Annotated in this window: 28 protein-coding genes; 13 read left to right on the top strand and 15 right to left on the bottom strand. The window is 59.3% G+C overall.

Features of this window, described 5'->3' with window-relative positions; genetic code table 11:
• The first annotated feature begins 4 nt into the window (after positions 1–4).
• Positions 5–391 (top strand): nuclear transport factor 2 family protein, encoded by a 387-nt coding sequence (locus tag AK821_RS14940; RefSeq protein ID WP_064390384.1) that lies wholly within the window; start codon positions 5–7, stop codon positions 389–391.
• A gap of 66 nt (positions 392–457) precedes the next feature.
• Positions 458–895 (top strand): SRPBCC family protein, encoded by a 438-nt coding sequence (locus tag AK821_RS14935; RefSeq protein WP_064390383.1) that lies wholly within the window; start codon positions 458–460, stop codon positions 893–895.
• Positions 896–959: 64 nt separating this feature from the next.
• Here the strand turns inward: AK821_RS14935 and AK821_RS14930 are convergent, their stop codons facing one another.
• Positions 960–1,481 (bottom strand): hypothetical protein, encoded by a 522-nt coding sequence (locus AK821_RS14930; protein ID WP_064390382.1) that lies wholly within the window; start codon positions 1,479–1,481, stop codon positions 960–962.
• Positions 1,482–1,613: 132 nt separating this feature from the next.
• Here AK821_RS14930 and AK821_RS14925 point away from each other — a divergent pair, with 132 nt between their 5' ends.
• Together AK821_RS14925 and AK821_RS14920 are read left to right on the top strand one after the other, a co-directional pair.
• Positions 1,614–2,063: a hypothetical protein gene (locus AK821_RS14925; RefSeq protein WP_064390715.1), complete on the top strand. Its 450-nt coding sequence runs from the start codon at positions 1,614–1,616 to the stop codon at positions 2,061–2,063.
• 112 nt (positions 2,064–2,175) lie between these two features.
• Complete coding sequence (locus AK821_RS14920; RefSeq protein WP_064390381.1) at positions 2,176–2,883, top strand: class I SAM-dependent methyltransferase; 708 nt, start codon at positions 2,176–2,178, stop codon at positions 2,881–2,883.
• Between the two features lie 151 nt (positions 2,884–3,034).
• Here the strand turns inward: AK821_RS14920 and AK821_RS14915 are convergent, their stop codons facing one another.
• Positions 3,035–3,817 (bottom strand): AraC family transcriptional regulator, encoded by a 783-nt coding sequence (locus AK821_RS14915; RefSeq protein WP_064390380.1) that lies wholly within the window; start codon positions 3,815–3,817, stop codon positions 3,035–3,037.
• Between the two features lie 107 nt (positions 3,818–3,924).
• Here AK821_RS14915 and AK821_RS14910 point away from each other — a divergent pair, with 107 nt between their 5' ends.
• Positions 3,925–4,812, top strand: coding sequence for an EamA family transporter (locus AK821_RS14910; protein WP_064390379.1), 888 nt, complete (start codon positions 3,925–3,927; stop codon positions 4,810–4,812).
• Positions 4,813–4,964: 152 nt separating this feature from the next.
• On the top strand, positions 4,965–5,468 hold the full coding sequence (msrA, locus tag AK821_RS14905; RefSeq protein WP_064390378.1) for a peptide-methionine (S)-S-oxide reductase MsrA: 504 nt from the start codon (positions 4,965–4,967) through the stop codon (positions 5,466–5,468).
• A 267-nt stretch (positions 5,469–5,735) separates the two neighbouring features.
• Here the strand turns inward: msrA and AK821_RS14900 are convergent, their stop codons facing one another.
• Complete coding sequence (locus AK821_RS14900; protein WP_064390377.1) at positions 5,736–6,380, bottom strand: TetR family transcriptional regulator; 645 nt, start codon at positions 6,378–6,380, stop codon at positions 5,736–5,738.
• Positions 6,381–6,491: 111 nt separating this feature from the next.
• On the opposite strand from AK821_RS14900, the gene AK821_RS14895 reads away from it, so the two are divergent.
• Positions 6,492–7,148 carry an O-methyltransferase gene (locus AK821_RS14895; protein WP_064390376.1) on the top strand — a complete coding sequence of 219 codons (657 nt, stop codon included), beginning with the start codon at positions 6,492–6,494 and terminating at the stop codon, positions 7,146–7,148.
• A gap of 71 nt (positions 7,149–7,219) precedes the next feature.
• On the opposite strand, the gene AK821_RS14890 is transcribed toward AK821_RS14895, so the two are convergent.
• The 5 genes from AK821_RS14890 to AK821_RS14870 all read right to left on the bottom strand — a co-directional run bounded on the left by AK821_RS14890 (position 7,220) and on the right by AK821_RS14870 (position 13,829).
• On the bottom strand, positions 7,220–8,545 hold the full coding sequence (locus tag AK821_RS14890) for an LLM class flavin-dependent oxidoreductase (protein ID WP_064390375.1): 1,326 nt from the start codon (positions 8,543–8,545) through the stop codon (positions 7,220–7,222).
• Positions 8,546–8,552: 7 nt separating this feature from the next.
• Positions 8,553–10,898, bottom strand: a complete 2,346-nt coding sequence (locus AK821_RS14885) for a TonB-dependent receptor (protein WP_064390374.1) — start codon at positions 10,896–10,898, stop codon at positions 8,553–8,555.
• 129 nt (positions 10,899–11,027) lie between these two features.
• Entirely contained in the window at positions 11,028–12,101 is a 1,074-nt protein-coding gene (locus AK821_RS14880; protein WP_064390373.1) for an AraC family transcriptional regulator, read from the bottom strand.
• A 42-nt stretch (positions 12,102–12,143) separates the two neighbouring features.
• Positions 12,144–12,761 carry a glutathione S-transferase C-terminal domain-containing protein gene (locus AK821_RS14875; RefSeq protein ID WP_064390372.1) on the bottom strand — a complete coding sequence of 206 codons (618 nt, stop codon included), beginning with the start codon at positions 12,759–12,761 and terminating at the stop codon, positions 12,144–12,146.
• 15 nt (positions 12,762–12,776) lie between these two features.
• Positions 12,777–13,829 (bottom strand): ABC transporter substrate-binding protein, encoded by a 1,053-nt coding sequence (locus AK821_RS14870; RefSeq protein ID WP_442965591.1) that lies wholly within the window; start codon positions 13,827–13,829, stop codon positions 12,777–12,779.
• Between the two features lie 259 nt (positions 13,830–14,088).
• On the opposite strand from AK821_RS14870, the gene AK821_RS31410 reads away from it, so the two are divergent.
• Together AK821_RS31410 and AK821_RS30810 are read left to right on the top strand one after the other, a co-directional pair.
• On the top strand, positions 14,089–14,241 hold the full coding sequence (locus tag AK821_RS31410; RefSeq protein WP_371920164.1) for a DUF1254 domain-containing protein: 153 nt from the start codon (positions 14,089–14,091) through the stop codon (positions 14,239–14,241).
• A complete protein-coding gene (locus tag AK821_RS30810) occupies positions 14,184–14,339 on the top strand; it encodes a hypothetical protein (protein WP_161806653.1) in 156 nt (51 codons plus the stop codon). Before AK821_RS31410 ends, AK821_RS30810 begins: the two co-directional genes overlap by 58 nt.
• Before the next feature lie 783 nt (positions 14,340–15,122).
• On the opposite strand, the gene AK821_RS14865 is transcribed toward AK821_RS30810, so the two are convergent.
• From AK821_RS14865 to AK821_RS14855, 4 genes are all read right to left on the bottom strand, one after another.
• The gene (locus tag AK821_RS14865) at positions 15,123–15,545 is read right to left on the bottom strand and encodes a bleomycin resistance protein (RefSeq protein ID WP_064390371.1); all 423 of its coding nucleotides are present in this window, start codon (positions 15,543–15,545) and stop codon (positions 15,123–15,125) included.
• A gap of 47 nt (positions 15,546–15,592) precedes the next feature.
• Positions 15,593–15,757, bottom strand: a complete 165-nt coding sequence (locus tag AK821_RS29495; RefSeq protein WP_082355447.1) for a DUF2986 domain-containing protein — start codon at positions 15,755–15,757, stop codon at positions 15,593–15,595.
• A 34-nt stretch (positions 15,758–15,791) separates the two neighbouring features.
• On the bottom strand, positions 15,792–16,115 hold the full coding sequence (locus tag AK821_RS14860; protein ID WP_064390370.1) for a gamma-glutamylcyclotransferase family protein: 324 nt from the start codon (positions 16,113–16,115) through the stop codon (positions 15,792–15,794).
• A 67-nt stretch (positions 16,116–16,182) separates the two neighbouring features.
• A complete protein-coding gene (locus AK821_RS14855; RefSeq protein ID WP_064390369.1) occupies positions 16,183–17,091 on the bottom strand; it encodes an alpha/beta fold hydrolase in 909 nt (302 codons plus the stop codon).
• A gap of 85 nt (positions 17,092–17,176) precedes the next feature.
• On the opposite strand from AK821_RS14855, the gene AK821_RS14850 reads away from it, so the two are divergent.
• Both AK821_RS14850 and AK821_RS14845 read left to right on the top strand, forming a co-directional pair.
• The gene (locus AK821_RS14850; protein WP_064390368.1) at positions 17,177–17,380 is read left to right on the top strand and encodes a hypothetical protein; all 204 of its coding nucleotides are present in this window, start codon (positions 17,177–17,179) and stop codon (positions 17,378–17,380) included.
• 55 nt (positions 17,381–17,435) lie between these two features.
• Entirely contained in the window at positions 17,436–17,912 is a 477-nt protein-coding gene (locus tag AK821_RS14845) for an anti-virulence regulator CigR family protein (protein ID WP_064390367.1), read from the top strand.
• 49 nt (positions 17,913–17,961) lie between these two features.
• On the opposite strand, the gene AK821_RS14840 is transcribed toward AK821_RS14845, so the two are convergent.
• On the bottom strand, positions 17,962–19,503 hold the full coding sequence (locus AK821_RS14840; RefSeq protein ID WP_064390366.1) for a class I SAM-dependent methyltransferase: 1,542 nt from the start codon (positions 19,501–19,503) through the stop codon (positions 17,962–17,964).
• A 157-nt stretch (positions 19,504–19,660) separates the two neighbouring features.
• Positions 19,661–20,143, bottom strand: a complete 483-nt coding sequence (locus AK821_RS14835; protein ID WP_064390365.1) for a GNAT family N-acetyltransferase — start codon at positions 20,141–20,143, stop codon at positions 19,661–19,663.
• A gap of 296 nt (positions 20,144–20,439) precedes the next feature.
• On the opposite strand from AK821_RS14835, the gene panB reads away from it, so the two are divergent.
• Entirely contained in the window at positions 20,440–21,255 is an 816-nt protein-coding gene (gene panB / locus AK821_RS14830; protein WP_064390364.1) for a 3-methyl-2-oxobutanoate hydroxymethyltransferase, read from the top strand.
• Positions 21,256–21,261: 6 nt separating this feature from the next.
• Here panB and AK821_RS14825 read toward each other — a convergent pair whose 3' ends face one another.
• A complete protein-coding gene (locus tag AK821_RS14825; protein ID WP_064390363.1) occupies positions 21,262–22,656 on the bottom strand; it encodes an aminotransferase-like domain-containing protein in 1,395 nt (464 codons plus the stop codon).
• A 156-nt stretch (positions 22,657–22,812) separates the two neighbouring features.
• Here AK821_RS14825 and AK821_RS30300 point away from each other — a divergent pair, with 156 nt between their 5' ends.
• A complete protein-coding gene (locus AK821_RS30300) occupies positions 22,813–23,742 on the top strand; it encodes a hypothetical protein (protein WP_152974167.1) in 930 nt (309 codons plus the stop codon).
• The last annotated feature ends 57 nt before the right edge of the window (positions 23,743–23,799 follow it).

Raw genomic sequence — 23,799 nt, 5'->3', positions numbered from 1 at the left:
AACCATGTCAAAAAACATCAAGGCAGTATCGACCGCTGAATACAACGCTGTCATCGCCACCGCCAATCAGTATGTCGAAGGTTTGCGGGTCGGCAGCGCTGCTGGCGTTGCACAGGCCTTCCATAAAGATGCAGTGATGTACGGTTTCACCAACGGCGAACTGCTGGGTGGCCCGATCAGCAACCTGTTCGATTTTGTCGAGAAGAACGGTGGCGCCCCTGAAATCACCACGCGCCTGGACGTACTGGCAATCACCCCGACCACCGCCGTGGTGCGTGTCGATATGGAGAACGATGCGATTGGCGCCGACTACAACGACTATCTGACGCTGATCAAAATGGACAGCGTCTGGAAGGTGATTGCCAAGGTGTATCACCAGTTCGACGCGTAAGCATCAACCGGTCCCGGCAGGCCTGTTGCCGGGATCGGCGAACTGTCTATTTGAAGGGTTTATACGATGACAATGGTTGAGTATTCCGCTGTTCTGGAGGGCAATGCAGAGCAGGTCTGGGACGTCTTGAAGAAATTTGGCGAGATCCATAAATGGCATCCTTCGATTGTGAACAGCGAGATCGAAGGCGGCGTGCCTGATGGCCTGACAGGTTGCGTTCGCAGACTGGTCCTGGCCGATGGCACTGTGGTCAGGGAGCGCTTGTTGTCGGTCGATGATCGAGGATTAACGCTGTCCTATCGTTTCGAGGAAGCACCCTTGCCGCTGGATAATTACGTGGCGACGGTACGGTTGGTTGCGTTGACGGAGTGCAGCCAGACGCTCGTTACCTGGTCAGCAAGTTTCGACCTGCAACAGCCGAATACGGCCGAGCAGTATCAGGCGTTGATTCGCAGCCTGATTGTCGAGGGACACAAGGGGCTTCAGGCATTGCTGTTTCAGTAATGTACGACGCTGGCCAGTGGCGAGCGGCATTTCATTCGCCACTGGTTTGTCATTACGGCGTTATTTAAAACGCGTCCAATACCCGCGTGTCGACACCCACCACCTCCGGGGGCATTTCGTTGATCAACACAACGGCGTCATCCCCACGGTTCAGATAGACCAAGTAGTCGCCAGTCTCGAAGGTGATTTTGAAAGCGACCAGCCGGCTCTGCTGATCCGGCCACTTGTCGATAACGCCTTGAACCTGTGTGATGAGCTTGCCTGCAACCGCGAGGCGGGATAACTCGGCCAGCAAATCCTCTCGCCGCCACGAGCATTCACCATCCTCCTCAATGCGAAAAGATGCTGGTATTTGCAGCTCCGCTTGATCGGCGCCGACACTTTCACCATCGCTGAGCAGGTACATCGCAAGGGTTTGATCTTCGCCAAACCGCCATAGCAGTGAACCTGCATCTCGCGGGCACGGTTCACCGTTGAAATAGTACTGGTCGTGCAGCAGCGCGTGAAGTGTCTGGCCTACCAGTAAGCGTGCCTGGCTTAAATCCACGGCCATCCTTTCGCGAGAGGCGATAAAACGGTTCAACACTTAGCACTACCTCTTGATGCGGGGTCAGCAGGCTGCGAATTTTAGCCGGGCCGGGCGTATTCTGTCGCCGCCAGCACGCTGATAAAGTGCATGCGGCACGGTGTTTCGGCTGGAGTGTTCTTTGGGGGCGTCATGAAGTTTTCAGAAATATTGTGGGGCTGGTATGGCCAGGATGAGTACAGCCGGGTTTTTTCCGTTTGCGAAGGGTTGCAGGCGCTTGATTTTTTGGCCATGACGGCGGATTTGCAGCGATGTGGGATTCCGTACTGCCCGGCTTGTGAAACCTGGTCTGAAGTGATGTTGCCACTGGAAAGAACGCTCACCGCTTGCGGCAGCGCGTTATCCGTAGAGATCAGAACGCGCCTGCAACTTCTCTGGGAGCAGTGTAATGCGCTGACTGACGCGGCTTTTCACTGTGACGACTGGTTCATGTTCGATCATGAAGAGTGGCAGCCACTTCGGACCACAGCTGCAGCGTTGATGCAGTTGATGGATTGGGAGGAAATCGAACCCTTCCGCGAACAATTACTGGAAGACTGCCGCAACGCTATCCGTGGCATAAAACCGCGAGTCTGCGAATAAGCGCCAATCACTGGTGAGGGGCATTCCTCAGGGGAATGCCACGCATAAAATTAATGAATTTTGCTTGTCTCCGTTCACGGCGTAAGTTGCTCAAATAACAAGGAGCAACGCCATGCAATCGACCTCCGCAAAAAAATTCGACACCGCCCGCGCCAGCGAATACGCCCAGCAAAGTCGTATCGCCCTGGCCGGTTATGACGCCTGTCACGATCTGGCCGCGTGCATGTTGGCCGCCAGTCTCGGCCAGTCTCGATCGGCCAGGGTGCTGGTGGTCGGCGCGGGTGGCACGGCGCAGGAGATCATTGCGATGGGCGCGCTGGAGCCGGGTTGGACGTTCACCGCTGTCGATCCGTCTGCGCCGATGCTGGAGGCCGCGACGCAGCAGTTACAGGCTAACGATCTGTTGCACAGAACGCAGGTGCATCTGGGGCAGGTCGATGATCTGCCGGCGGATGAGAGCTTTGATGCAGCGACCTTGATCGGCGTGCTCCATCACCTGCCGGGCGATGCGGCCAAGCAGCAAATCCTGCGCGCGGTTCAGGCTCGACTCAAGCCAGGCGCGCCATTGATTGTGGCGGGCAATCATTACGCCTACGCCAGCCAACCGTTGTTGCTTCAGGCGTGGGGCCAGCGCTGGCGGCAGCAGGGTGCGAGTGCGCAGGAGGTACAGGCCAGGCTGGGGAAGATTCTGCAGGGCGCTGATCCTCCGCATTCCGAAGCTGCGGTTCAGCAGTTGCTGCATGACGCCGGGTTTGGTGATGCAACGCGATTTTTCAGCAGTCTTTTCTGGGGCGCCTGGCTGGTGTGTAAAACGCTCTGAGCGCGGGTCTTACAGGGTTCTGCGGCTGATTCAGATCGGTCTCGTGTTGCCGGTTTGGGATGGCAAGATCAGAAGATCGCAGCCTTCGGCAGCTCCTACATTGGAATAGAGTTAACTGTAGGAGCTGCCGAAGGCTGCGATCTTTTGATCTTTAAAAATGCTGCTCGACGACATAACGGCTCGGCACTTCCCCCAGCAATTGCTTGAATACCGTGGCAAACGCGCTTGAACTGCTATACCCCAACGCCATGGCAACCTGAGTGACCGACTGACCTTTGCCCAGCATCACCACCGCTGCGAGCAGACAAGCCTGTTGCCGCCATTCGATAAAACTGATCCCGGTGTGCAGTCGGAAATGCCGGGTGAAGGTGCGCCGGCTCATTCCTGCACGTACGGCCATCTCATCGATACCCACTTCCAGCGAAGGGAGGTTCAGGAACTCGCGACACACCGACGCCAGACGGGGTTCTGCCGGCAGCGGCGCATTCAGCGACAGTACGGGCATCGCGGCAATCTCGTGCAGCAGCAGACTCATCAAATGACCGTCGCGCCCTTGGCTGGAATAGCGCGCCGGCACGTCAATGGCTTTCAACAGCAACTGCTGCAGCAAGGGCGACACGTCGAGTACCTGGCATTGGTCCGATAACCCCAGTCGCTGCGCCGCCTGTTTGCGGATATAGGTGTTGTGCAGGGTCACCGGCCCACGCATTTGCATGGAGTGGGGGAGGTGTGCGGGCACCCAGATGCCGCGCTGGGGTGGAACGACCCAGTTGCCGTCGCCGGTGAACACGGTGATGACGCCGCTGGCGGCGTAGGCGAACTGACCCCGTTGATGATCGTGCAGCGGGAACAACGTACCGTCCGCGTAATCAACGGCGGTCACGACCGCATCGCGTGGTGTGTTCTGGTAGGGATGACCGGTGAATGTGCGCATGGCCCGATTCTAATGAAAGATGGCCTGTGGCTGAAAGCGGGCCAGCTCGATTGCTTGCATATTTCTCCCGGTACGAGCACTTCCGCTCGGCGTGGGGACGATTGAACATGCAAAAGAAACACCTTCTACTGGCGATTCTGGTTACAGCGGTGTGGGGGCTGAATTTCCCCGTGACCAAGCTGGGCCTGGCCAACATCGATCCGTTGTTGCTGACCGCGTTGCGTTTCGCGCTGGCGGCGTTGCCCTGGGTGTTTTTCGTCGAGCGCCCACGGGTAGCGTTTCGATGCCTAGCCGCTTACGGACTGATCTTTGGCGTCGCGATGTGGGCGTTGATCAATCAGGGCATCGCATGGGGAGTGCCGCCGGGCACGGCATCACTGCTGATCCAGTGCAGTGCGTTTTTCACTTTGGGCTGGGGCGTGATTTTTTTTGGCGAGCGTCTCGGGCGCCCGCAATTGCTCGGCGCGCTGTTGGCGGCCGCAGGGTTGCTGGGCATCGTCTTGTGCAGCCCTGGCGCCGCGTCGAGGGCAGGGCTGGCACTGGTGATTGGCAGCGCGATGGCCTGGAGCGTCGGCAACGTCATCATCAAAGTGTCGAAGGTGCGCGAGATCTTCGCGTTCGTGGTGTGGGCCAGCCTGTTTCCGCCGATCCCGCTGATGTTGCTGACGTGGGCTCTGCATGGCTCGGCACCCTTTATCGCACTGCCTGCGCAGCTCAATGCGATGACCGTGTTTTCACTCGCGTTCCAGGTGTATGCAGCGACGCACTTCAGTTATTGGGGCTGGAACCTGCTATTGCGCGAATACCCGATCTCGCGCGTGGCTCCGCTGTCGCTGTTGATCCCGGTGTTTGGCATCTTCAGTTCGATGGCGATTCTCGGCCAACATCCGAGTCCTGCGGAATGGGGATTGATCCTGTTGGTGCTGGTGGCGATCGTATTGGGTTCAGGGTACTTGCAGGGCGTGTGTTCGCGCCGTCGTGCGCGAATGGCCTGAGCATCGTTGACGGGGCGATGTGGCATTTAGGGACGAGCTTGAGTATCCACCTGGCCGCTAGTGGACCGATCAAACGTCGCGCCACCTTGGAATCTGCAAACGCGCCCTCATAATAATGGCTATACCAATGCCCTCAAGAGGAAGCACAGATCATGACCCGTCAAACCGAAACTGCCATTCTCGCCGGCGGCTGCTTCTGGGGCATGCAGGACTTGTTGCGCCGTTATCCCGGCGTGCTGCAAACCCGCGTCGGCTATACCGGCGGCGATGTGCCGAATGCCACATACCGCAACCATGGCAATCACGCCGAAGCCATCGAGATCGTCTTCGATCCGGCGGTCATCAGCTATCGGCAGATCCTCGAGTTTTTCTTCCAGATCCACGATCCGAGCACGCCCAACCGTCAGGGCAATGACCAGGGCCCAAGCTATCGTTCGGCAATCTATTACCTCAACGAAGCGCAACGCGATATCGCCGAAGACACCGCCGCTGACGTCGACGCATCACGCCTGTGGCCAGGCCGAGTGGTGACCGAAATCGAACCGGCCGGACAGTTTTGGGAAGCGGAACCGGAGCATCAGGATTACCTCGAACGTATCCCGAATGGCTACACCTGCCACTTCATCCGGCCGAACTGGAAACTGCCGAAACGCTGAGAGACTTCAGCAGGGCGCGTGTTACTTCGCCGCAAACCGAAAAGCCCCTGAGATCAGGGGCTTTTTCGTTATAGCTCATAGGGTTTTTCTTTTATGTAGTGAATGACAGCCACGTCCATGGCGCAGCCTCCGATTTGAGTGGCTGACGCTATCGCGCTGTGCCGCTGGTTATCCAATTTCCTGCGTTCTTGTCATAACCCGGCAACTCAATCGCATCAGCCTTCGGCGAAAGAATTTTCCCGAACACCTTCTCCAACCCGGCGCCGTCTAATCGCAAGCTTGCGGCTGATTCAGCGACACAACATAAGCGCTGAACATGTCTGCCAGCGCGTCGGCAAACACGCTGATTTCCTGCTCGCTGCGTGGGCTGGAGGAAAAGTCTTTTCCGGTAGAACTCAGCGTGGTCAGGATCAAATCGCAGGCCGCTGTGCGAATCGCGTCAGTGACTTGCGGCAACAGTTCGAGCATGAAGCTGGCGAAGATCTGCCGTCCTGCCGCGCGCACCTCATGGGCTTCGGGCGCATCGCGATAGAGCGGCGCGGCATCGTTGAGCGCGCCGCGCATCTGCGCTTCCTCGCACTCCGAACGAATGAATACCTGGACCAGCGTGCGCAGGCGATCCAGTGGTGGTTGTTCCGGCTGCTGCAAAATTTGCTGGAGCATTTGCGTGGTGTGCAGCCACTCATCACTCTGCAAGCGGAACAGAATCGCCGCCTTGTTGGGGAAGTACTGGTACAGCGAACCGATGCTCACGCCAGCCTTTTCGGCGACTCGGGCGGTGGTGAAGCGGGTGGCGCCATGCTCGGTCAAAACCTGAATAGCCGCCTGCAAAATCGCTGCGACAAGATCTGTCGAACGCGCTTGCTGTGGCTGTTTACGCGAGGAAATACGGGCGGTCTGGCGGTCGGTCATGGCTGGCTCGGACGTCCTGGGGAATGCGAATAGCGGATGCGACGAATCACTCGCATCATTTAAACGCGATGAATCACTCGCATTTTAGTCCCCAACTGACGGAAAACAAGCATGACCACCCTGACCTCTGAACCACTGGCGAGCTTGATCGAACGCCTTTACAGCCAAGCCAGCGCCGCCACCAGCACGGCGCTGAACGATGTATCCGGCGAAGAACGCGATCGCCTGATGCACAGCAAAACCGACTACCTGAAACTCTACGGATTACTCAAAGACCTGTGGCTGCCGGTCTCCCGCGACACCGGCAAACTCCTTTACATGCTGGCGCGCAATACCCAGGCCAAGGCGATTGTCGAGTTCGGCACATCGTTCGGTCTGTCCACCCTGCACTTGGCCGCCGCACTGCGCGACAACGGTGGCGGTGTGCTGATCGGCAGCGAATTCGAGCCGGCGAAAATCCAATTGGCGCGCCAACACTTTGTTGCCGGCGGGGTCAGCGATCTGGTGGAAATTCGCGAGGGCGATGCGTTGATCACCCTGGCCAGTGACCTCCCGGAATCTGTCGATTTGCTGTTGCTCGATGGCGCCAAGGCATTGTATGGCGATGTCTTGAGCCTGCTCGAAAAGCACCTGAAACCGGGTGCAATGGTCGTCGCCGACAACACCGACTATTGCCCGGAATACTTGGCATACGTGCGCGCGCCGGAGAACGGTTACCTGTCCGTACCGTTTGCCGACGACATCGAGCTGTCAATGCGCCTGGGCTAAAACCGACCGCCTCAGGGGCCACCGAAAGGTGGTCCCCGAGGGCCGTAATCAAGGCGTGCTTCGGATCGAAGTTAACGCCGGTGACGGTTGTCCGGCCGCTCCAGTCCCAGATGATCGCGCAGGGTGGTGCCGCTGTATTCATGGCGGAACAGCCCGCGCTGTTGCAGCAACGGCACCACGTCATCGACGAATTCATCCAGGCCTTCAGGCAGGAACGACGGCATGATGTTGAAACCGTCGGCGGCCTGTTCGACGAACCATTGTTCGAGGGTGTCGGCGATGGTTTTCGGCGTACCGATCACCGTGTGATGGCCGCGCGCGCCCGCGACTTTCAGGTACAGCTGGCGAATGCTTAGATTCTCGCGCCGCGCCAGATCGATAAACAAGGCCTGACGACTCTGCATCGAATTGCTCGGTGGCAGCTCCGGCAACGGGCCGTCCAGATCATATTCGGAGAGGTCAAAACCGCCGGCCATGCCTGCCAGCATCGCCAGCCCGACACGCGGCTCGACCAGATCCTGCAGTTGTTGGTATTTATCTTCCGCCTCGCTTTGCGTGCGGCCGATGACTGGCGAAATCCCCGGGATGACTTTCAATTGCTCAGGGCGGCGTCCGTAGCCGGCCAGACGACCTTTGACGTCGGCATAAAAGGCCTGGGCGTTGGCCAGCGTCTGCTGTGCGGTGAACACCACTTCCGCGGTGCGTGCGGCGAGTGCCTTGCCCGGCTCCGACGAGCCGGCCTGGATCAGCACCGGATAACCCTGGGGCGTGCGAGGAATGTTCAGGGGGCCGCGCACCCGGTAGTTATCGCCATGGTGATTGAGTACATGCAGTTTGTCCGGCTGAAAAAACACCCCGCTGCTTTTGTCGCGGACGAAGGCGTCGTCTTCAAAGCTGTCCCACAGACCGGTGACGACATCGATGAATTCTTCCGCGCGCTGATAACGGTCACCGTGCTCGAAATGTTTTTCGCGGCCAAAGTTCAGCGCTTCCAGATCGGTCGCTGAGGTCACCAGATTCCAGCCGCTGCGCCCGCCGCTCAAGTGATCGAGGGAAGCGAATTTGCGCGCCAGTAGATAGGGTTCGTTGTAGCTGGTCGACACCGTTGATACGAGGCCAATACGTTCGGTCACTGCGGCTAGCCCGGAAAGCAGCACCAACGGGTCGAAGACGTCGCCGGCCGTGGTGAACTGGCCGAGTTCCGGCGAGCCCATCAGGGCCAGATTGTCGGCGAAGAATATCGCGTCGAACTTGCCGCGCTCGGCGGTGGTGGCGAGTTTCCTGAAATGCTGGAAATCCAGGCCGCCGCCCGACCATGCACGTGGATGGCGCCACGCGGCGAGGTGATGGCCGCTGCTCATGAGAAACGCGCCAAGGCTCATTTGTGCTGTTTTCATAGTGTCCTCAGAAGTCATAACGCAAGGTCACGCCGGCGGTGCGCGGCTGGCCTGGCGAGGCGGTGTAGAGGCCATTGGAACCACTGCCAACAGCCAGGTAATACTCACGATCAAAAGCGTTTTTGACCCACAGCGAGGCGTCGAGCAAACCGTCGCCATAGTCCACCCGTGCGCCGAATGAGAAGTTGGCGAGGCCGTAGCCATCGATCTTCGCCAGGTCGGAATTGTCCAGCGTGCCTTCGCTGTCGGAGCGGTAGGCATAGCTGCCGGTGGCGTAGGGTTCGATACCGTCGATGCGCGGCCATTTGTATTCGCCGTTGACGTTGCCGATCCAGCGCGAGGCGCCGGCTACGCGCTGGCCGCTGAGGTCGCAGTTGGTTTGCCCCGGATTTTCCGAAGGGCAGGGCGCGTCTTTGAATGACAGGTAAGTCACGTCGTTGAACGAGCCGTTGACGTTTAACGTCAGGCCGCGAACCGGAACGGTGGTCGCCTCGAACTCGAAGCCACGCGAGCGCACGGTGCCGGCGTTGGTCAGCAACTGATAACCGGTCAACGAACCGGGCGGCTGGTAATAAGTGGTGGCTTGATAGCCGTTCACCCCGGTCCAGAATACGTTCGCGTTGAGTTGCAAACGGTGATCGAACAATTGGCTTTTAATGCCCAGCTCAGCATCGTTCGCGCGTTCCGGGCCAACCAACAATGACTCGGCGCCAGCGCTGGGCGCCGAACCGACGGCGAGGTTGACGCCCCCGGATTTCTCGCCGTGGGACAGCGAGGTGTAGCCCAGCACGTCATCGCTGAAGTGATAGCTCAAACTGGTCAGGAACGATGGCGCCGCGTTGTGCATGTGCAGGTCGCCAGTGTCATAGGCGCCGACCTGACTTGCGCGCACCGCGTTGCCATTGACGACTCCCGGAATCACCACCGGCGCGCCACCGCCCTCGGGGGCGAGGCGTTTCACGTTGGCGTCTTTTTCTTCATAGGTGCCACGGATGCCGGCGCTGAAATCCAGGCGCTCACTCAAGTGCCAGGTGCCTTGGGCAAACAGGGCGTAGCTCTCGGTGTCGATCTTGCCGTTGACCTTGCTGTTGACGTTGTTCAGCGCATTGAGATTGGTGCCGATCAGGTTGAGATCGGCCAGCGGTCCGAGATTGGTAAAGATCCGATTTCCGAGGTCTTGCTTGAAGGCATAGGCGCCGACGACGTAGTCGAAAAACTCGCCCTTGGGCGAGGCCAGACGCACTTCCTGGGAGAACTGCCGGTCGTGCACTTCGTAGCCGAAGTCGTTGATCACCGGGACGTCCAGTTGGTCGGCGTCGTTGGCCGGGTTGAAATGCCAGCTACGATAGGCGCTGATCGACGTCAGGGTATAGCCGCCGGCGAGGTTCCAATTGGCTTCGACGGAACTGGCGTTCTGGTGGACGCTGACATTCTGCCGGCCGTCGATGTTGCTTTCGCCCACCTGCGGATTAGCCCCGACCAATGCCGCCCGGCGCCAGAACAGTGGGCCGGCGCCATAGATCACGCTGCTGCCGCTGCTGGAGTTTTCCGTGTTGTATTCGTTGATCCAGCGCAGGCTGAAATCATCGTTGGGTTTGAACAGCAACTGCCCGCGCAGGCCTTCGCGTTCACCGCCGAGCAACGTGCGATCGTCATGCCGGTTGTTCAAGTAGCCGTCATCGCGGGTGCGGTAGAACGACAGGCGCGCGGCGAGGGTGTCGGTCAACGGCCCGGACACAGTGCCTTTACCCTGAAAATAGCCGTCCTGCCCACCCGACACTTCGAGGCTGCGTTCGGGCGTAAAGGTCGGGCCGCGCGTGGTGATGTTGAGCACACCGGCCGTGGTGTTCTTGCCGAACAACGTACCTTGCGGCCCGCGTAACAGCTCCAGTTGCTCAACGTCGAGCATGTCGAACGCGGCCATGCCGGGGCGGCCCAGATAGACGTTATCCAGATAAATCCCGGCGCTGCCTTCCAGTCCATCGCTGGCTGGGTTATTGCCGATCCCGCGCACCGCGAAGCTGGAAACCCGTGCGTGAACGTAAGCGACGTTGACGCTGGGCAACGCCTGTTGCAGGTCCTGAATCTTGTAGATGCGCTGGCTTTCCAGATTGGCGCCGCTGAGGGTGGTGATCGGCGTCGGTACGTCCTGCGACTGTTCTTCGCGGCGCCGCGCTGTCACGGTGACCTGTTCAAGCCGTGGGGCGGCGTCGTCGGCGTTGGCCGTTGGATTTTCGCGTTGATCGGCGGCAACGCTGACGGTCGAGCAAAGGACAGCGGGCAGCGCCAGCCATAAGGAAAAACCCAGGGGCTTGAGGCGATGGGCCGTGGTGGCCGGGTAACGTAACAGCATGGACGCAAAGCTCCTTGTTTGGCCGCGCGACGCTATCGGTCGGGCTCGGTAGGAGGGCCATGCTAGAGCGTGTGAAGAGGGGAAAAGGGGCCTGCGCGGACAACCTGTGGTCCGCCGCAGACAATTGATTCAAACGGCTATCGAGATCGCCCGCCCGGAGGCTAAAGCAGGCGGTCGTGGCACATAGCGTTCGGGTAACGACGGCGCATCATCGCGGCGCCATTTGCCGGGGCTTTCGCCGGTCCAGCGACGGAACGCGCGATTGAAACTGCTCGGTTCATTGAAGCCCAGTCGATAGCAGATTTCGTTGATCGAGCAGTCGGTCTGGCGCAGGTAACTGAACGCCAGTTGTCGACGGCAATCGTCGAGCAATGCCTTGAAACTGCTGTCGTGCTTGAGCAAGTGTCGATGCAGGTTGCGCACGCTCATGCCGAGTTCATCGGCGACTCGACTTTGCTGCACTTCGCCCACCGGCAAGTAGCGAATAATCGCACCGCGCACCCGCTCCGGCAGGTTCAGGCGGCGCTGGCGTTCAAGGTAAGCGTTGAGCACGTTGTCCAGTCCCTGGGCCACGGCGTGATTGGCCGTGGTCAGCGGTGCATCCAGCCAGCGATTGCTGTATTCGATGGCGTTTTCGCCGGCATTGAAGCGGATCGGACAACCGAGCAATCGCGTCCAGCGCTGCGGATCCTGTGGCGCCGGGCGAGCCAGGCGCACGCCGTGCACGATGGGCAGATTGACCCAGGTCTGGCGGGTGAAGCGTACCGCGCAGGCAATCGACGCTTCGGTGGCGATCTGCTCCACCTCGGCGCCGACGGCCACCCCGTAAACCATGCGCGTGGTGTGCGGGCCGCGCACCAGACTCATCGCCGCCGACGTGGTGATCACCGGCGCAAAACGCACGCCGCGCTGCAATGCCTCGATCACCGTCGAGCTGCTTTGCGCGGCGAAAAACAGCCCATGGAAGTCGGTCGGATAACTGTACTGCGCCACTTGCAAGCCAAAGCATTCGTCATCACTGACGCGCCGCGCCGCCCGCCAGAATGCACTCATGACGGGGAGGGCGATGCGCTGGTCGGGATCATGCAGATGACAACGACTGATACCGGCCTCGCGCAGCAGCGGGGCAGCGTCGATGCCCTGTGCTTCCAGCGTGCGGGCGATGACTTGGGCCCAGGTGGCAATGGTATCGGTGCTTGGCATGCTGTTTCTCCGGTTGGCTCGGTTATCTGTCCACGGGATGACTCAGGCGAGGCCTTCGGCAGCCAGTGTCCGCACCACCGATTCGCGTGCACGGAAGCGCCCGAGCGCGGCTTGCAACGCAGGGAAGTCGCCTAACACACCGACGCGGGCGCTCCAGCCGAGGAACACGCCGAGGTAGGCGTCCGCCACGGTAAAACGATTGCCGACCAGATACTCCGCCTGCGCCAGATGCGCCTCAATCGGCTTCAGTGCGTTCGCCAGTTGTTGCAACGCGCGCTCGCGGATGCCGGGGAATGCCGCCTCATCGGCGCTGTAACGCTCAGGCCGATTGATCGGCCGAAACGCGGCGACGTGCACCTCGGTCGCCACGTAACCGAGCCAGCCTTGAATCTGTGCACGCTCGACTGAACCTGCCGGCGCAAACAATTCCGTGCCGGGTTTCAAATCGGCGAGGTACGGCAGGATCGCGGTATTTTCAGTCAGCAGGGTTTTGTTATCGAGCAATAGCGCGGGTACGCGGCCGGTCGGGTTGATCTGCCGGTATGGCGAGTCCTGGTCGCCGAACGTCACCCGCTCGACTTCGATCGGCAGTTGCAATTCGTGAATCACGACATGGGCGGCGAACGAGCAGGCACCAGGAAAAATGAACAGGGTGGTCATGGGTAGTCCTTGTTTTTAACGGCTGGCTTGTGGGGTTTGCGAAGCGCTGTCGGTGGTTTGCAGTGCGGCATTGATGAAGCTCGGTTCAGCCCAGTTCTTCACCTCGAAACCTTTGCGGATCAGTTTCGCGTTGAGCGCGAGATCCACACTGCGCTGCAAGTTGTCGAGGAACGGCGCGTCGAGCTGCGGCGCGAAGATTTTCACCAGCGACTGATCTTTGGCATCGGTGGTGAGGATATCTGCGGGGAAACTGGCCAGTTTCGACACCAGATTAATGTAGTCCTGTTTGTGCTCGTCGTTGCGCAACCAGGTGATCGCCGGTTGCTGTGCCTTGATCAATCGCGCGACCAGTTCCGGGTGCGCGTCGACAAACGCGCCGCGCCCCAACAGCACGGCTTGCATGCTGCCGGCGCCATCGAGGTCGACAGTGGTCAGCGGCAGCTCGGCGAGACCGCGTGCCTTGAGCGCAATCACCCCGGCTCCGGACCAGGTCGCGTCGATTTGTTTGGCCGCCAGCGCCGCGTTGGCGGCGTTGTAGTCGAGGTTGACCACCTTGTAGTCGCTCTCTTTCAAACCTTGATGGGCCAGCGCCGAAGCAAACGACAACTGGGTGGCGGTGCCGCGAAAGATCGCCACACGTTTACCCTTCAACGCTTCGAGCGTGGTAATGCCCGAACCCGGCTGCACCGCCAGATAGAGTTTGACGTCACGGGCGGTTGCACTGAGCAAGCGCGTGTCGAGACCACCGGCCTTGCCGATGATTGCCGGCAAATCGCCGAGGTAAGCGAAGTCTTCCTGATTGTTGGCCAACGCTTCATTGATCGCCGGCCCCGCACCTTTGAAGAAGTCCCAGCGAATCTTGATGCCGTCCTTCTCAAACTCTTTCTCCAGCGTTTGCCGGTCGCGCAACACATCGACGATCCCGGCGCCACTAGGCGTGGGGCCGGCACTGATGTCCGGCACGGCGATGCGGATTTCTTTGACCGGTTCGGCCAGTGCCAGGCTGGAAACCAGTAGTGCGGCGAGGGTGAGCGCCGCTCTTGGGAAGGATAACGAAGGGGTTCGAATCACGCGTCTGCTCCTGCAAATGCCGGCGTGGTGCCGGATCGAAGACGCAGGTATAGCGGCGTGTTGATGCGGAAATAAAATACTTAAAAATATGCTGTTTATTCGTTTGTGGCATATGGCCGATGGATCAACGGCTGCGCGGACGATGCCTGGAAGGCATAAAAAATATGCGTCGAAGCGTGCAAGCTGACCTAGTGATCGCGCAGGTCTAAACCAGATTGGCTGGGCCACTGCGTTGGCTTCACCTTCCGCCAAGGACATGCCGACCGCCAACGATGACACCGACTACATGAGTGCGGTGCTGGATCTGACCGAACCCTATGTATTGAGTGTGCCGGATACCCATGACCGCTCATGGGCGCGCCCATTATTATCGGCAACAACTATGACCTTTGGGTCAGCAACAGCATGAAAGATGCTTTTTGCGAGGTACTAACCGCTGTCGCGACCTTGGAAGGTCATAATGTTGAGGCTATTTATGAGGAGGCGCCGGGTGTGGCCGGCACCTAGGGTATTTCAGGCGTGGGTATCGTTCTCGACGAGTTCTATCTCTATCTTGGCGGGTCGATGTATGCCGAGTACGGCTAGACGAAGTCAGCGAGTCTTGCGGACTGTCGCCAGTCGCTGCAAAGCGCATGGCACACCTGTTGGCATGCACTGAGAATGGCGTCCTTTACCGGGAACCGGGTCATGTCGAGCTAGACGAACGATTCGATGAATCACGCAATGAAGCCGCGAAACTCGCCGAGTTCACAATGCGACATACATGATGGGGTGCAGTCATCAAACTACGTTATTCAAAAGGGTCAGGTCTGCCACCGACGCATCTGACATTGATCAGCTGCGCAGACTCCGCTACTGGTAGCCTGGTGTTTGCCTGCACTGAAGTCGGGGAGTGCAGAGTTCAGTACACATCACGTGCCGAATTGTTGTGCATGCTCAATAGTCTTTTGCGTCAGCGCGTGCCCATTGCTGTTGGTGGCATGGTCCCGGGACCTGCCGACGAAGTCGACATGTTAATAGCGAACGCAGTACTTGAAGGCCCCTATATAGCACTGTCGTGGTCCGGTCCGCAGCAATGGACCCTGCGCGAAATCGGCTCCACCGCTGCTGAGTGGCAGCCAGTCCCTGATGCTCAAAGTATGGCAAATGTGTCATTCGACCCGAGGTCCCTGAAACGCTCGGGCTGAATTGGCCAGGAAATCAGTACAAGTTCGGGCGGTTCATTGCTTCTGGCAGTAAATGCATGCGGTCGCAACAAGCAGCGGTTGGCTTCGCTCAGATTGAGATTGATCAAACTGGTCTTTCACCCAGCCGCTCTACCAACCTGACGAGATAACCGTCGGGATCCTGGACGATGAATTCGCGTTGGCCTATTTCTACATCATTGGCCCGATACCAAGTGTCTTTGCATTCTCGATAGAGTGGATGTCTGGCCTGATCAAGCTGTTTGATGAGGGGGGCGACAGCCACAACGTCAATCTGCAGGTTGATGCCTCTTCCAAACGGTGCAGTCAACGGAGCCGTCAGCCATTGCCCCACTTGTGATTCAACCTGCTCAAGCATGACTTGAGCACCATTCAAATCAAGGTAGGCAAACCCATCTTCCCGGCGTTCATAAACTACCTTGAAACCGATGCAGGAAACCCAAAAGGCCAGGCTGCTCTCCAGGTGGGTGACCATTAACTCCGGAACCAGTTTGTTACGCTCGAACATTAGGTGACTTCCATTTCACAAGGTCGATTTTTTGCAGGCAGGCTGGATCAGCTCTCAGCCGACTCCCCCGAATCCGCAACCACCAGCCCCTCAGCCTCCATCTTCGCCCGCTCAGCCTTACTAATATACTTCGGCTTCTTCGGCGCCAACTTCGCGCTAGCCTTCTTGGCCTTTTCCTTGAACAACTGTTTCAGTTTCTTCTGACGATTCATGTGTGTTACTCAGTAAGCAAAGGTAAAAAACCAACTATCGAAGGGCGTAAACGCAGGTTTCCAGCGCGGTGCCATCAGCCAACGTCACCTGCGTCAAAACACGCTGATACTCAGCCCCTTCAAACTCATCAAGCGCTGCCCAATGAGCGTGAAAATTCCCGGAAGAAAACACGAAGCCCTCAATCACATCGCCATCGTCGGCCAGGACCAACCCCGGAAAGCCCATTTGCGCGCCCCAGCCGGCTTGCGCCAGTTGGCCCTTGAGTGAGGCCGGTTGCCAGGTGCCGCCGATGTTCAACATGACGTGCTCATTCGGTCGCCCCGGGCCAAGGGTTCCATAAACGAATAGATGCTCCACGTGTGTTCCTTGCGATCAAAAGGGGCGAATCCTGACGCATGGATCGGGTTCAGGCAACGTCAATTGCTCACAGGGCGATAAAGTCGCGCACGGCCTTGATGGTTGGCGCTGGCGCTTCCTCCATCAGCCAGTGACCGGCTGCGGGGATCACCACTTCGGTGACGTTGTCGGCGGCGTTGCGCATGACGATGGCTTCGTTGTTGCCGAAGGATTTTTCGCCGCCGACGGCCAGTACCGGCATGGTCAGTTTCTGTTGCAGAACCGGCGCGTTATCGATGGCGTCCTGACGGATGCTGCGGAACTGGGCGAATGCGGCGTGCATGGCGCCGGGGCGGGCGTAGAGTTTGGCGTAATGCTGGCGAGTGCCTTCGTCGACCTTGGCGGGCGTGCCGGCAAACTCGTTCCAGAAGCGGTCGAGGTAGATACGCTCGCGCCCGGCCACCAGACACTCCATGTCGGCGCCGCCGAAGTCGAAGTGCCAGAGCATCGGCGAACGCACGATGTCGTTCCACGGCGTGATGCCGGGTACGGGGGCATCCATCACCACCAGCCGATCAGTGAGTTGCGGATACCGCGCGGCATAGGCGAACGCGACCATGGTGCCGATGTCATGGCCGATCACCACCGAATGTTCGATTTTCAGCGCGCTCAATACTCCACGAATGTCTGCCGCCTGCGTCTTTTTGTCGTAGCCGCCGTCCGGGATCGACGACAGGCCCATGCCGCGCAAGTCCGGCACCACCACGGTGTGGTCCCGCGCCAGGTCCGCCGCCAGCGGCGCCCACATGTCGCCGGTATCGCCAAAGCCATGCAACAGCACCACGGCCGGGCCTTTGCCGCCAACGCGCACGTGCATTGTTGCGCCTTCGACTTTGATGTCCTGGGTCTTGAAGGCAGCGGGGAACGGCGTGACGTCAGCGTGAGCCGGCAGGCTGAGGGCGAGCAAGGTCAGCGTTGTGAAAAACAGGCGGGTCATGGGACGAATCCAGGCGTGTGGGGGATGGAATGAGCGTAGTCGTATCCGCCATTTGCGCCTGTGAAGGCGCTGTGCATGAATCGGCGTGCACGTGGTCGATGCGCTGGCGCCGTACTTTCCCGGCGTCGATGTGCAGCCGCTGTACCCGGGCCGATGGCACTACGCCGAATACCCGGATCAGCCACAGACTGCCGGTAGCTATCTGATCGACCGTCTGGTGAAGGAGCGCGGCCTCGATCCGGCGCGTTACATCCGTGCTGGCAACGCCGCTCCTGCCCCGATCAACTAAACTGTCTCACAGCGACCAAAAGACATCGGTTTACTTAACGCAGAGGGAACGCCGCATGATTGGATCACGGGCATTGATTGCAGCGGTTGCATCGCTTGCGCTGATTCTCAGCGCGGCAACGTCAGCCGATCCCGGCAATGGTAATGGCAATGGCAAAGGCCAGGGCAACGGCAAGGGCAATCCCCAGAACATGCAGGGCCACGGTAACCAGAAAGGCAATTCCAGCAAGGGCAACAACGGCGGTGGCGACTGGAGTCATGGTCCCAGCATTGATCGCGGCAATGTGCTCGGGATTGTCGGCGGCTACCGCGACTACTGGAGCCCTGGGCCTACGCTGCCTCCCGGTATTCAAAAGAACCTCGCCCGGGGCAAACCGCTGCCGCCGGGGATCGCGAAAAAACTGGATGGACGTCTGACTGGGCAACTGCCGCATTACGATGGCTACGAATGGCAACAGGCGGGCACGGATCTGATCCTGGTCGCGCTGGCCACCGGGCTGATTTATGAAGTGCTCAATGGCGCGTTTGATTAAGTTGCCGCTTGGCTGAACGGGCGGTGCATCCTTGCACCACCCACCCCGATCAAACGATTTTCAAAGCGCTCAGCACGATCAGCGATTGCTCGGCAAAGGCCTGGGCCTGTTCGGTCAGCGCGGCGATATTGGCTTCGGCAGTGGTCAGCGTTTTGCCGTCCTTGAGCAGCACTTCGTTTTGCTGGGAGATGACGCTCCACACCAGTTGCGCCCATTCCGCCGGGTGCTGTTTGCCTTGGCGGATCGCTATCAGGAACAGTTGCTGGAAGCGGCTGACCGCGACGCCACCGCCGGTGACCGGGCTGCTCAGCACCTGAATGTCGGCGTTGAACAGGGCGCGTTTACACAGTTGCAGGTTGAACGCGGCGCAGCGTTCGTACACCAGCGCTTCGGTGGCTTCGCTCTGGCAGGGGGCTACGGCGCCCATGCCGACCAGGATGGCGAGGGCTTGCTCGAGATCGTCATAGGCCATCGGCGCCACGTCGGCGAGCAACTGCTGCATGGTTTTGGCTTCATACGTCTGGCCCGCCAGCGCATCGAGGACCGGGCGGTAAATCTCCGGTTGCAACGAGGCTTCGCCAGCAGGGCCAGTGACGCTGGACGCCACGTTTTCTGCCGGCTGCATCAGGATAAATCGGGTCTTGAGCATGCGCGACCGACGCTCGGCAGCGCTAAGTCGGTTGGCACCGCGCACGTACAGATCGCGACGGAAAGCCTGATTGACGAAGTAGTCACGCGCCTGTTCACGCATGATCGGATGCTCGATACCGTCGAGAAAGGCCTGCCCCTCGGCGCTCAGATTGAGCGCATCGACCGAGTCCATCGGCACCGCCGTCGTGACGTAGTCGAGCTTGGCCGGGGCCAACGCATCGGCCATGTCGGCGAAAAACATGCAGTTCCAGTCGCGATTGAAGTATTCGTGGGCGACGTATTGGCGATCCTGGCCTTTGATGGTCTGCAGCCTGGCGCCCAGGTGCGGCGCGGCAATCGCGTACTTGGGATTGGCCGCCAGCAGCGCCTCGGAAAACTGCAACGCGGCATCGATGCGCTGATCCGGGCGGGCCGAGTGGCTGGCAAAGCGGTCATGCAGGCTGAACAATTGGCGCAACGGCGCTGAAGGCGACCAGCCCGGCAAAGCGTTGTAGCTGACGTACAGATGACCACCCGGTTTGAGGTGGCGGCGGGCGAACTCGACGATCAGTTTGTGGTTGTCACGGCTGACCCAGCTCCAGATGCCATGCAGGCTGATGCTGTCGAACTGCGGCAAATCATGGCGCGCCAGCAGTTGCTCGAAGCTGTCGTCATACAGCTTTGCGCCATTGTTGCTGAGTTCCGCCAGTTCAATGGCATGGGCCGCCTGACCCGGATGGAAGTCCGTACCGACGAAACCGGCAGGATTGGCTGTGGCGTGGATGTTGATCGACACGCCCTGACCGAAGCCGAGTTCGCAGTGGTAACCGTCGGGATTGTCCAGACTGGCAAAGCCGCGCAACAACAGGCAGTAACGCTGGAAAACCGGATTGATTTCCCGGCTATAGCTGTAGGTGTAGCCTTCGTCGGTGAAATAACCTTCGTTCCAGGCGTTGCTCATAGGTGCAGCCTCTTGCATCAAAAATGAGGGATGGGACTTGCGTCGTTCAATCTGGCGCTGTCCATCAGGGTGTTGTCGGCAGGATCGAACCATTCGATAGGGGCCATGCGGATATTTCGCAGGCTCACGATTGTTCATTGTCGCAGCTGTCCGCCGCTCACAAGCGCATGCCCATTTCCAGCGCACGCGTCTCGAACCCGAATTCCGCATACATACGCACCGCGCGTTCGTTGAACGGCCAGACCGTCAGGCGCAAGTCCTGGGCATCCTGCTCGATGGCCCAGTGTTTGACCCGGTGCATCAACGCGCGGCCAATGCCTTTACCCCAGAACGGCTCGGCCACGCACACCGAGCCAATGCGCACGACATTTTGCGGTTGCACCAATGGCCCGGTACTGGCCGACACGCTGGCCGTAATAAACGCAACGACATGATTGCCCACGCTCGCGAGGAATACCACCTGGCCCGGTTTTTCGAAAACGCTGGACCAGTGCGGCAAGTCGCGTGCGAAATCCCCAGTCGCGGCGGCGTAGATATCGGGCCGGGCTGCATGGTGTACCGAATTGAGCAATTGGCCCAGCTCGCACATCGCCAGTGCATCTTCGACGGTGGCAGTTCGATAGGTTATGTCTTTATCCATGACGGGTGACGCTCCTTGGTCATGTTGGGGGCTGGTCTGCGCGGGTGTGCGGCTTGGGCCGTGTCCAGCTGCAATCCTGCATGGCTTGGCAGGCAACACTTTACCAAGGTTGCAAGTCAGCAGGTGCAGACACGCTGCCGGACCTGAACCTGGGTCGCTTTTTCAGGCAAATCTGTACATTGAATCCTTCGGCGATAAACCAATAATCAAGCGCTCGAATTCTTGGATATTGGGCACTGTATGGAAACGCTACGCATTGATCACGCTTTACCGGCAATCGACTCCTGGGGGTGCGCATGAGCCTTCATCTTCGCAACAGACGCCTGACTGTGCCGCAACTGGTGGCCATGAAAGGCCAGGAGAAAATCGTTTCCCTCACGGCGTATTCCAGCCCCATCGCCAAGTTGATCGACCCGATCGTCGACTTTATTCTGGTCGGTGATTCCACGGCCATGGTCGGTTACGGCCGAGCCTCGACACTGAGCATGCAGCTTGAGGAAATCATCGGCCACACCCGCGCGGTGGTCGACAGCACGCGCCTGGCCTGCGTGATTGCCGACATGCCGTTTGGCAGTTATCAGGAATCCCATGAGCAGGCATTTCGCAATTGCGCGCAGGTGCTGGCGCGCACCGGTTGCGATGCGGTCAAGCTGGAAGCCAACAAGGCTTTGGCGTCGACGGTCGAGTTTCTGGTGGCGCGCGGTATTCCGGTGATGGCGCATGTCGGGTTGATGCCGCAGTTCGTCAACGTCATGGGCGGCTTCAAGGCACAGGGCCTGACTGCTGAAACGGGTGCGTTGATTGCCGAAGACGCGCGGGCCAATCTCGACGCCGGCGCCTTCAGCCTGGTGCTGGAGGGCGTCGCTGAAGGCGTGGCCCGGCAGATTACCCTGGACTCGAAAATGCCCACCATCGGCATTGGCGCCTCGCCTGCCTGCGACGGGCAGGTGCTGGTCACCGAAGATGTGCTGGGCCTTGGCGGTGAGCATTTGCCGCGCTTCGTCAAACGCTACGCCGACGTCGGCGCGGTGATTCGTGATGCGTGTGCGCGTTTTGCCGACGATGTGCGCGATGGCCGCTTCCCGGAGGCGCGCCATTGTTATGGGCTTTGAGCGCGGCTAGGTTTCGGCGTCGATAGCCTGCGCCAGTGTCTTCAGCGCCTGAGCAATGTCCTTGTCCCAGTCGACGGTGTAGCTCAGGCGCAGATGCTGTTGCCATGCCCCTTGCTGGCTGAAGATTTCCCCGGGGGCGATGACGATGCGCTCAGCCAGCAAACGCTCGAACACCCGTTGCATGTCTACCGGATGCAGCGCTTTGAGCCAGAAGCTGGCACCGCCGTGCGGGGCGATCGCTTGCCAGCGGCCATTGGCGTGTTGCTCCAGCAACGTCTGCATCTGGTGCATGTGCTGGAGCAATATCGTTCGCAGCGTTTTCAGGTGCGGGTCAATGCGCTTGGACAGGTAGAGCCTGGCGATGGCTTTCTGTCGAATCGTCGAGAGACGAAAGCCGCGCCCGAGAAATGATCGTTGCAATTGCGGCCCTTGCTGGCGGCACAGGACATAGCCGTAAGGGGCTTCGGCACCGATGATCTTATCGAAGGTCGAGAACACCAACAGCCTGTCCGGATCGGCAAAGTCGCGATAGCGCGCGGCTGTGGGAGAGAAACAGAACTCGCCCCAAGTGTCATTTTCGAACAGCCAGATATCGCGCTCGGCCAGCCAGCGACAGATCTGCTGTTTATCCTGCGCCGGCATCAGCCCGCCCTGGGGGATATTCACCGTTGAGGAAAGCACGGCCAGGCGCACCGGTTCGCGCGTGAGCACTTCGTTGAGCGCGGGCAAGTCGAAGCGCCCGTCGTCGCCGAGCGGGATTTCGATCACACGAATCTTCGCTGCCTGCAACTGACGCAAAATCGCCCACGAGCAGGGCGATTCCACCAGTGCGACGCTGCCATTGAGGTCCAATGCAGTCAGCGACAATTCGAACACGCTGCGCAAGTCCGCGCCGATATACACCTGCTCGGCCTGCCAATGATTTTCAGCGGAACGGGTGTAGCGTTCGGCCACGGCAGCGCGTAATTCGGCCTCGCCAAATGGCTGATACAGCGGCGCGCGAGACTGCGGGTATTGGCGAGTCAGTTCGCGCTCCATCATCAACAACGGCTGCTGCAGCGACAGCAGCATCGCCGGAGCATCGCTGCTCAGCGCAAGCATGCCCGGCTGACGGGCGCTGGCAAAGACGTTATCCAGCAAATTGCCTGAGCGGGGCGTCACAGGCATCGCCGACACTGCTCGGGTGAAATAACCGAATCTGGCTTTGGCGTGGATTCGGCCCTCGTCTTCGAGCAGGGCATAGGCGTATTTGGTTGTCGACACTGAAACGCCGAGACGCTCGGCCAGTTGCCGCAGGGACGGGAGTTTCTGCTCGTTCGCGCCAGTGGCTGTCTCGATCAGGCCGACGAGATAGTGATAGACCGCCTGATAGGCGAAAGAAGCGTCCTTGCGTGTCGTCACGCGGTGATCCTTAAGGGGCGAGTCGGTCAGAATTCTACTGGTATTGGGCAAATACCAGAAACGTCACTTCCGGCAACGACCTTCGAAGTCGGCTATACCCTAACCGGGTATGGCGCAGTGCCATATCTGTGCAAGTTACAAGCATGGAGCGTGAATATGCGAAATCAACTGCTGGTAGCCGTTTCGTTGCTGGCGTTAGGGGGGTGTCAGTCAATAAAGATTCTGATGACCGATACCGTTGAGCCTGCCAGTGGCGAAGGCGAGAAAACCCGGGTTATTCCGATTGTAGTAGAAACGTTCAAAGGAAACGGTTCGCAGTGGGAAAAGCTATTCGGAACCGCTGATCAATACGCATGGGCAAATAAGTGCCATGTCTCATTGCCTGATCGCAACTTAGAGCCGGCGCCGGTTCCTGCGCAAGTGTTAACAGCGGTGGGTGGTGTCGTGTGGGGGCTGGCCGTTGATGCGGTCAACTCCAAAATAGATGAAATACAAGAGCGATCCGTCAAGTCCTGGGCAGCGACATGGACGGGAACCAGAGGTGGCTTGAAAGTCCCGCAATGCTTTGCGGTGGTGCGCGTCAGTGCCGAAAAGGTGCCGAAAGCGCAGATGGCGATCCTGTTCGAAATCAAGGGCGTCAATACCGGTAACGCAAATGCGCCAGCGGTTCAGTGGGCGCCGTTATTGGTTGCGTCGCGAACCAGTCTGGCGCTGACCAAGCGCGAAGGAGAGGCCGGCACCATCGGACTGTCGCTGTCAGTAGCGGCGAAATCTTTCAAGGAGGGTGAGTTCACGGTCAAGGCGAGTGACCCGATCAGTGTCAGCGGCATTGTTGTGTCTACGCCAGGAGAGAATGCGCCGCTTCACGTCAAGTCAGTGACGGATGACCAGTATTCGGACCCTTTGCAGTTTTACGCGAAAGACGATGCGGCGAGTGTCTATCTGAAGTTTGCCATTGTCGAAAGCGGTTCGATGGCCGGCTTGAACACCAAAGCCAAGGCCGAGTTCAAGGCGTGGACCGACGCACTGGGACCGGTTGCAGCGGATGCCTGGAAGAAAAAACTGACTAAAGCGGATGATGAATGATTTTCAGGTTGTAGCGATGTTTTTCAAGAGGCTGGCGGTCACCGAGCAGGGGGATCG

The organism is Pseudomonas sp. RIT-PI-r, assembly GCF_001297015.1.
GTDB lineage: Bacteria > Pseudomonadota > Gammaproteobacteria > Pseudomonadales > Pseudomonadaceae > Aquipseudomonas.
The sequence above is the reverse complement of the archived record's forward strand: the minus strand, read 5'-3'. Positions and strand labels throughout refer to the sequence as shown.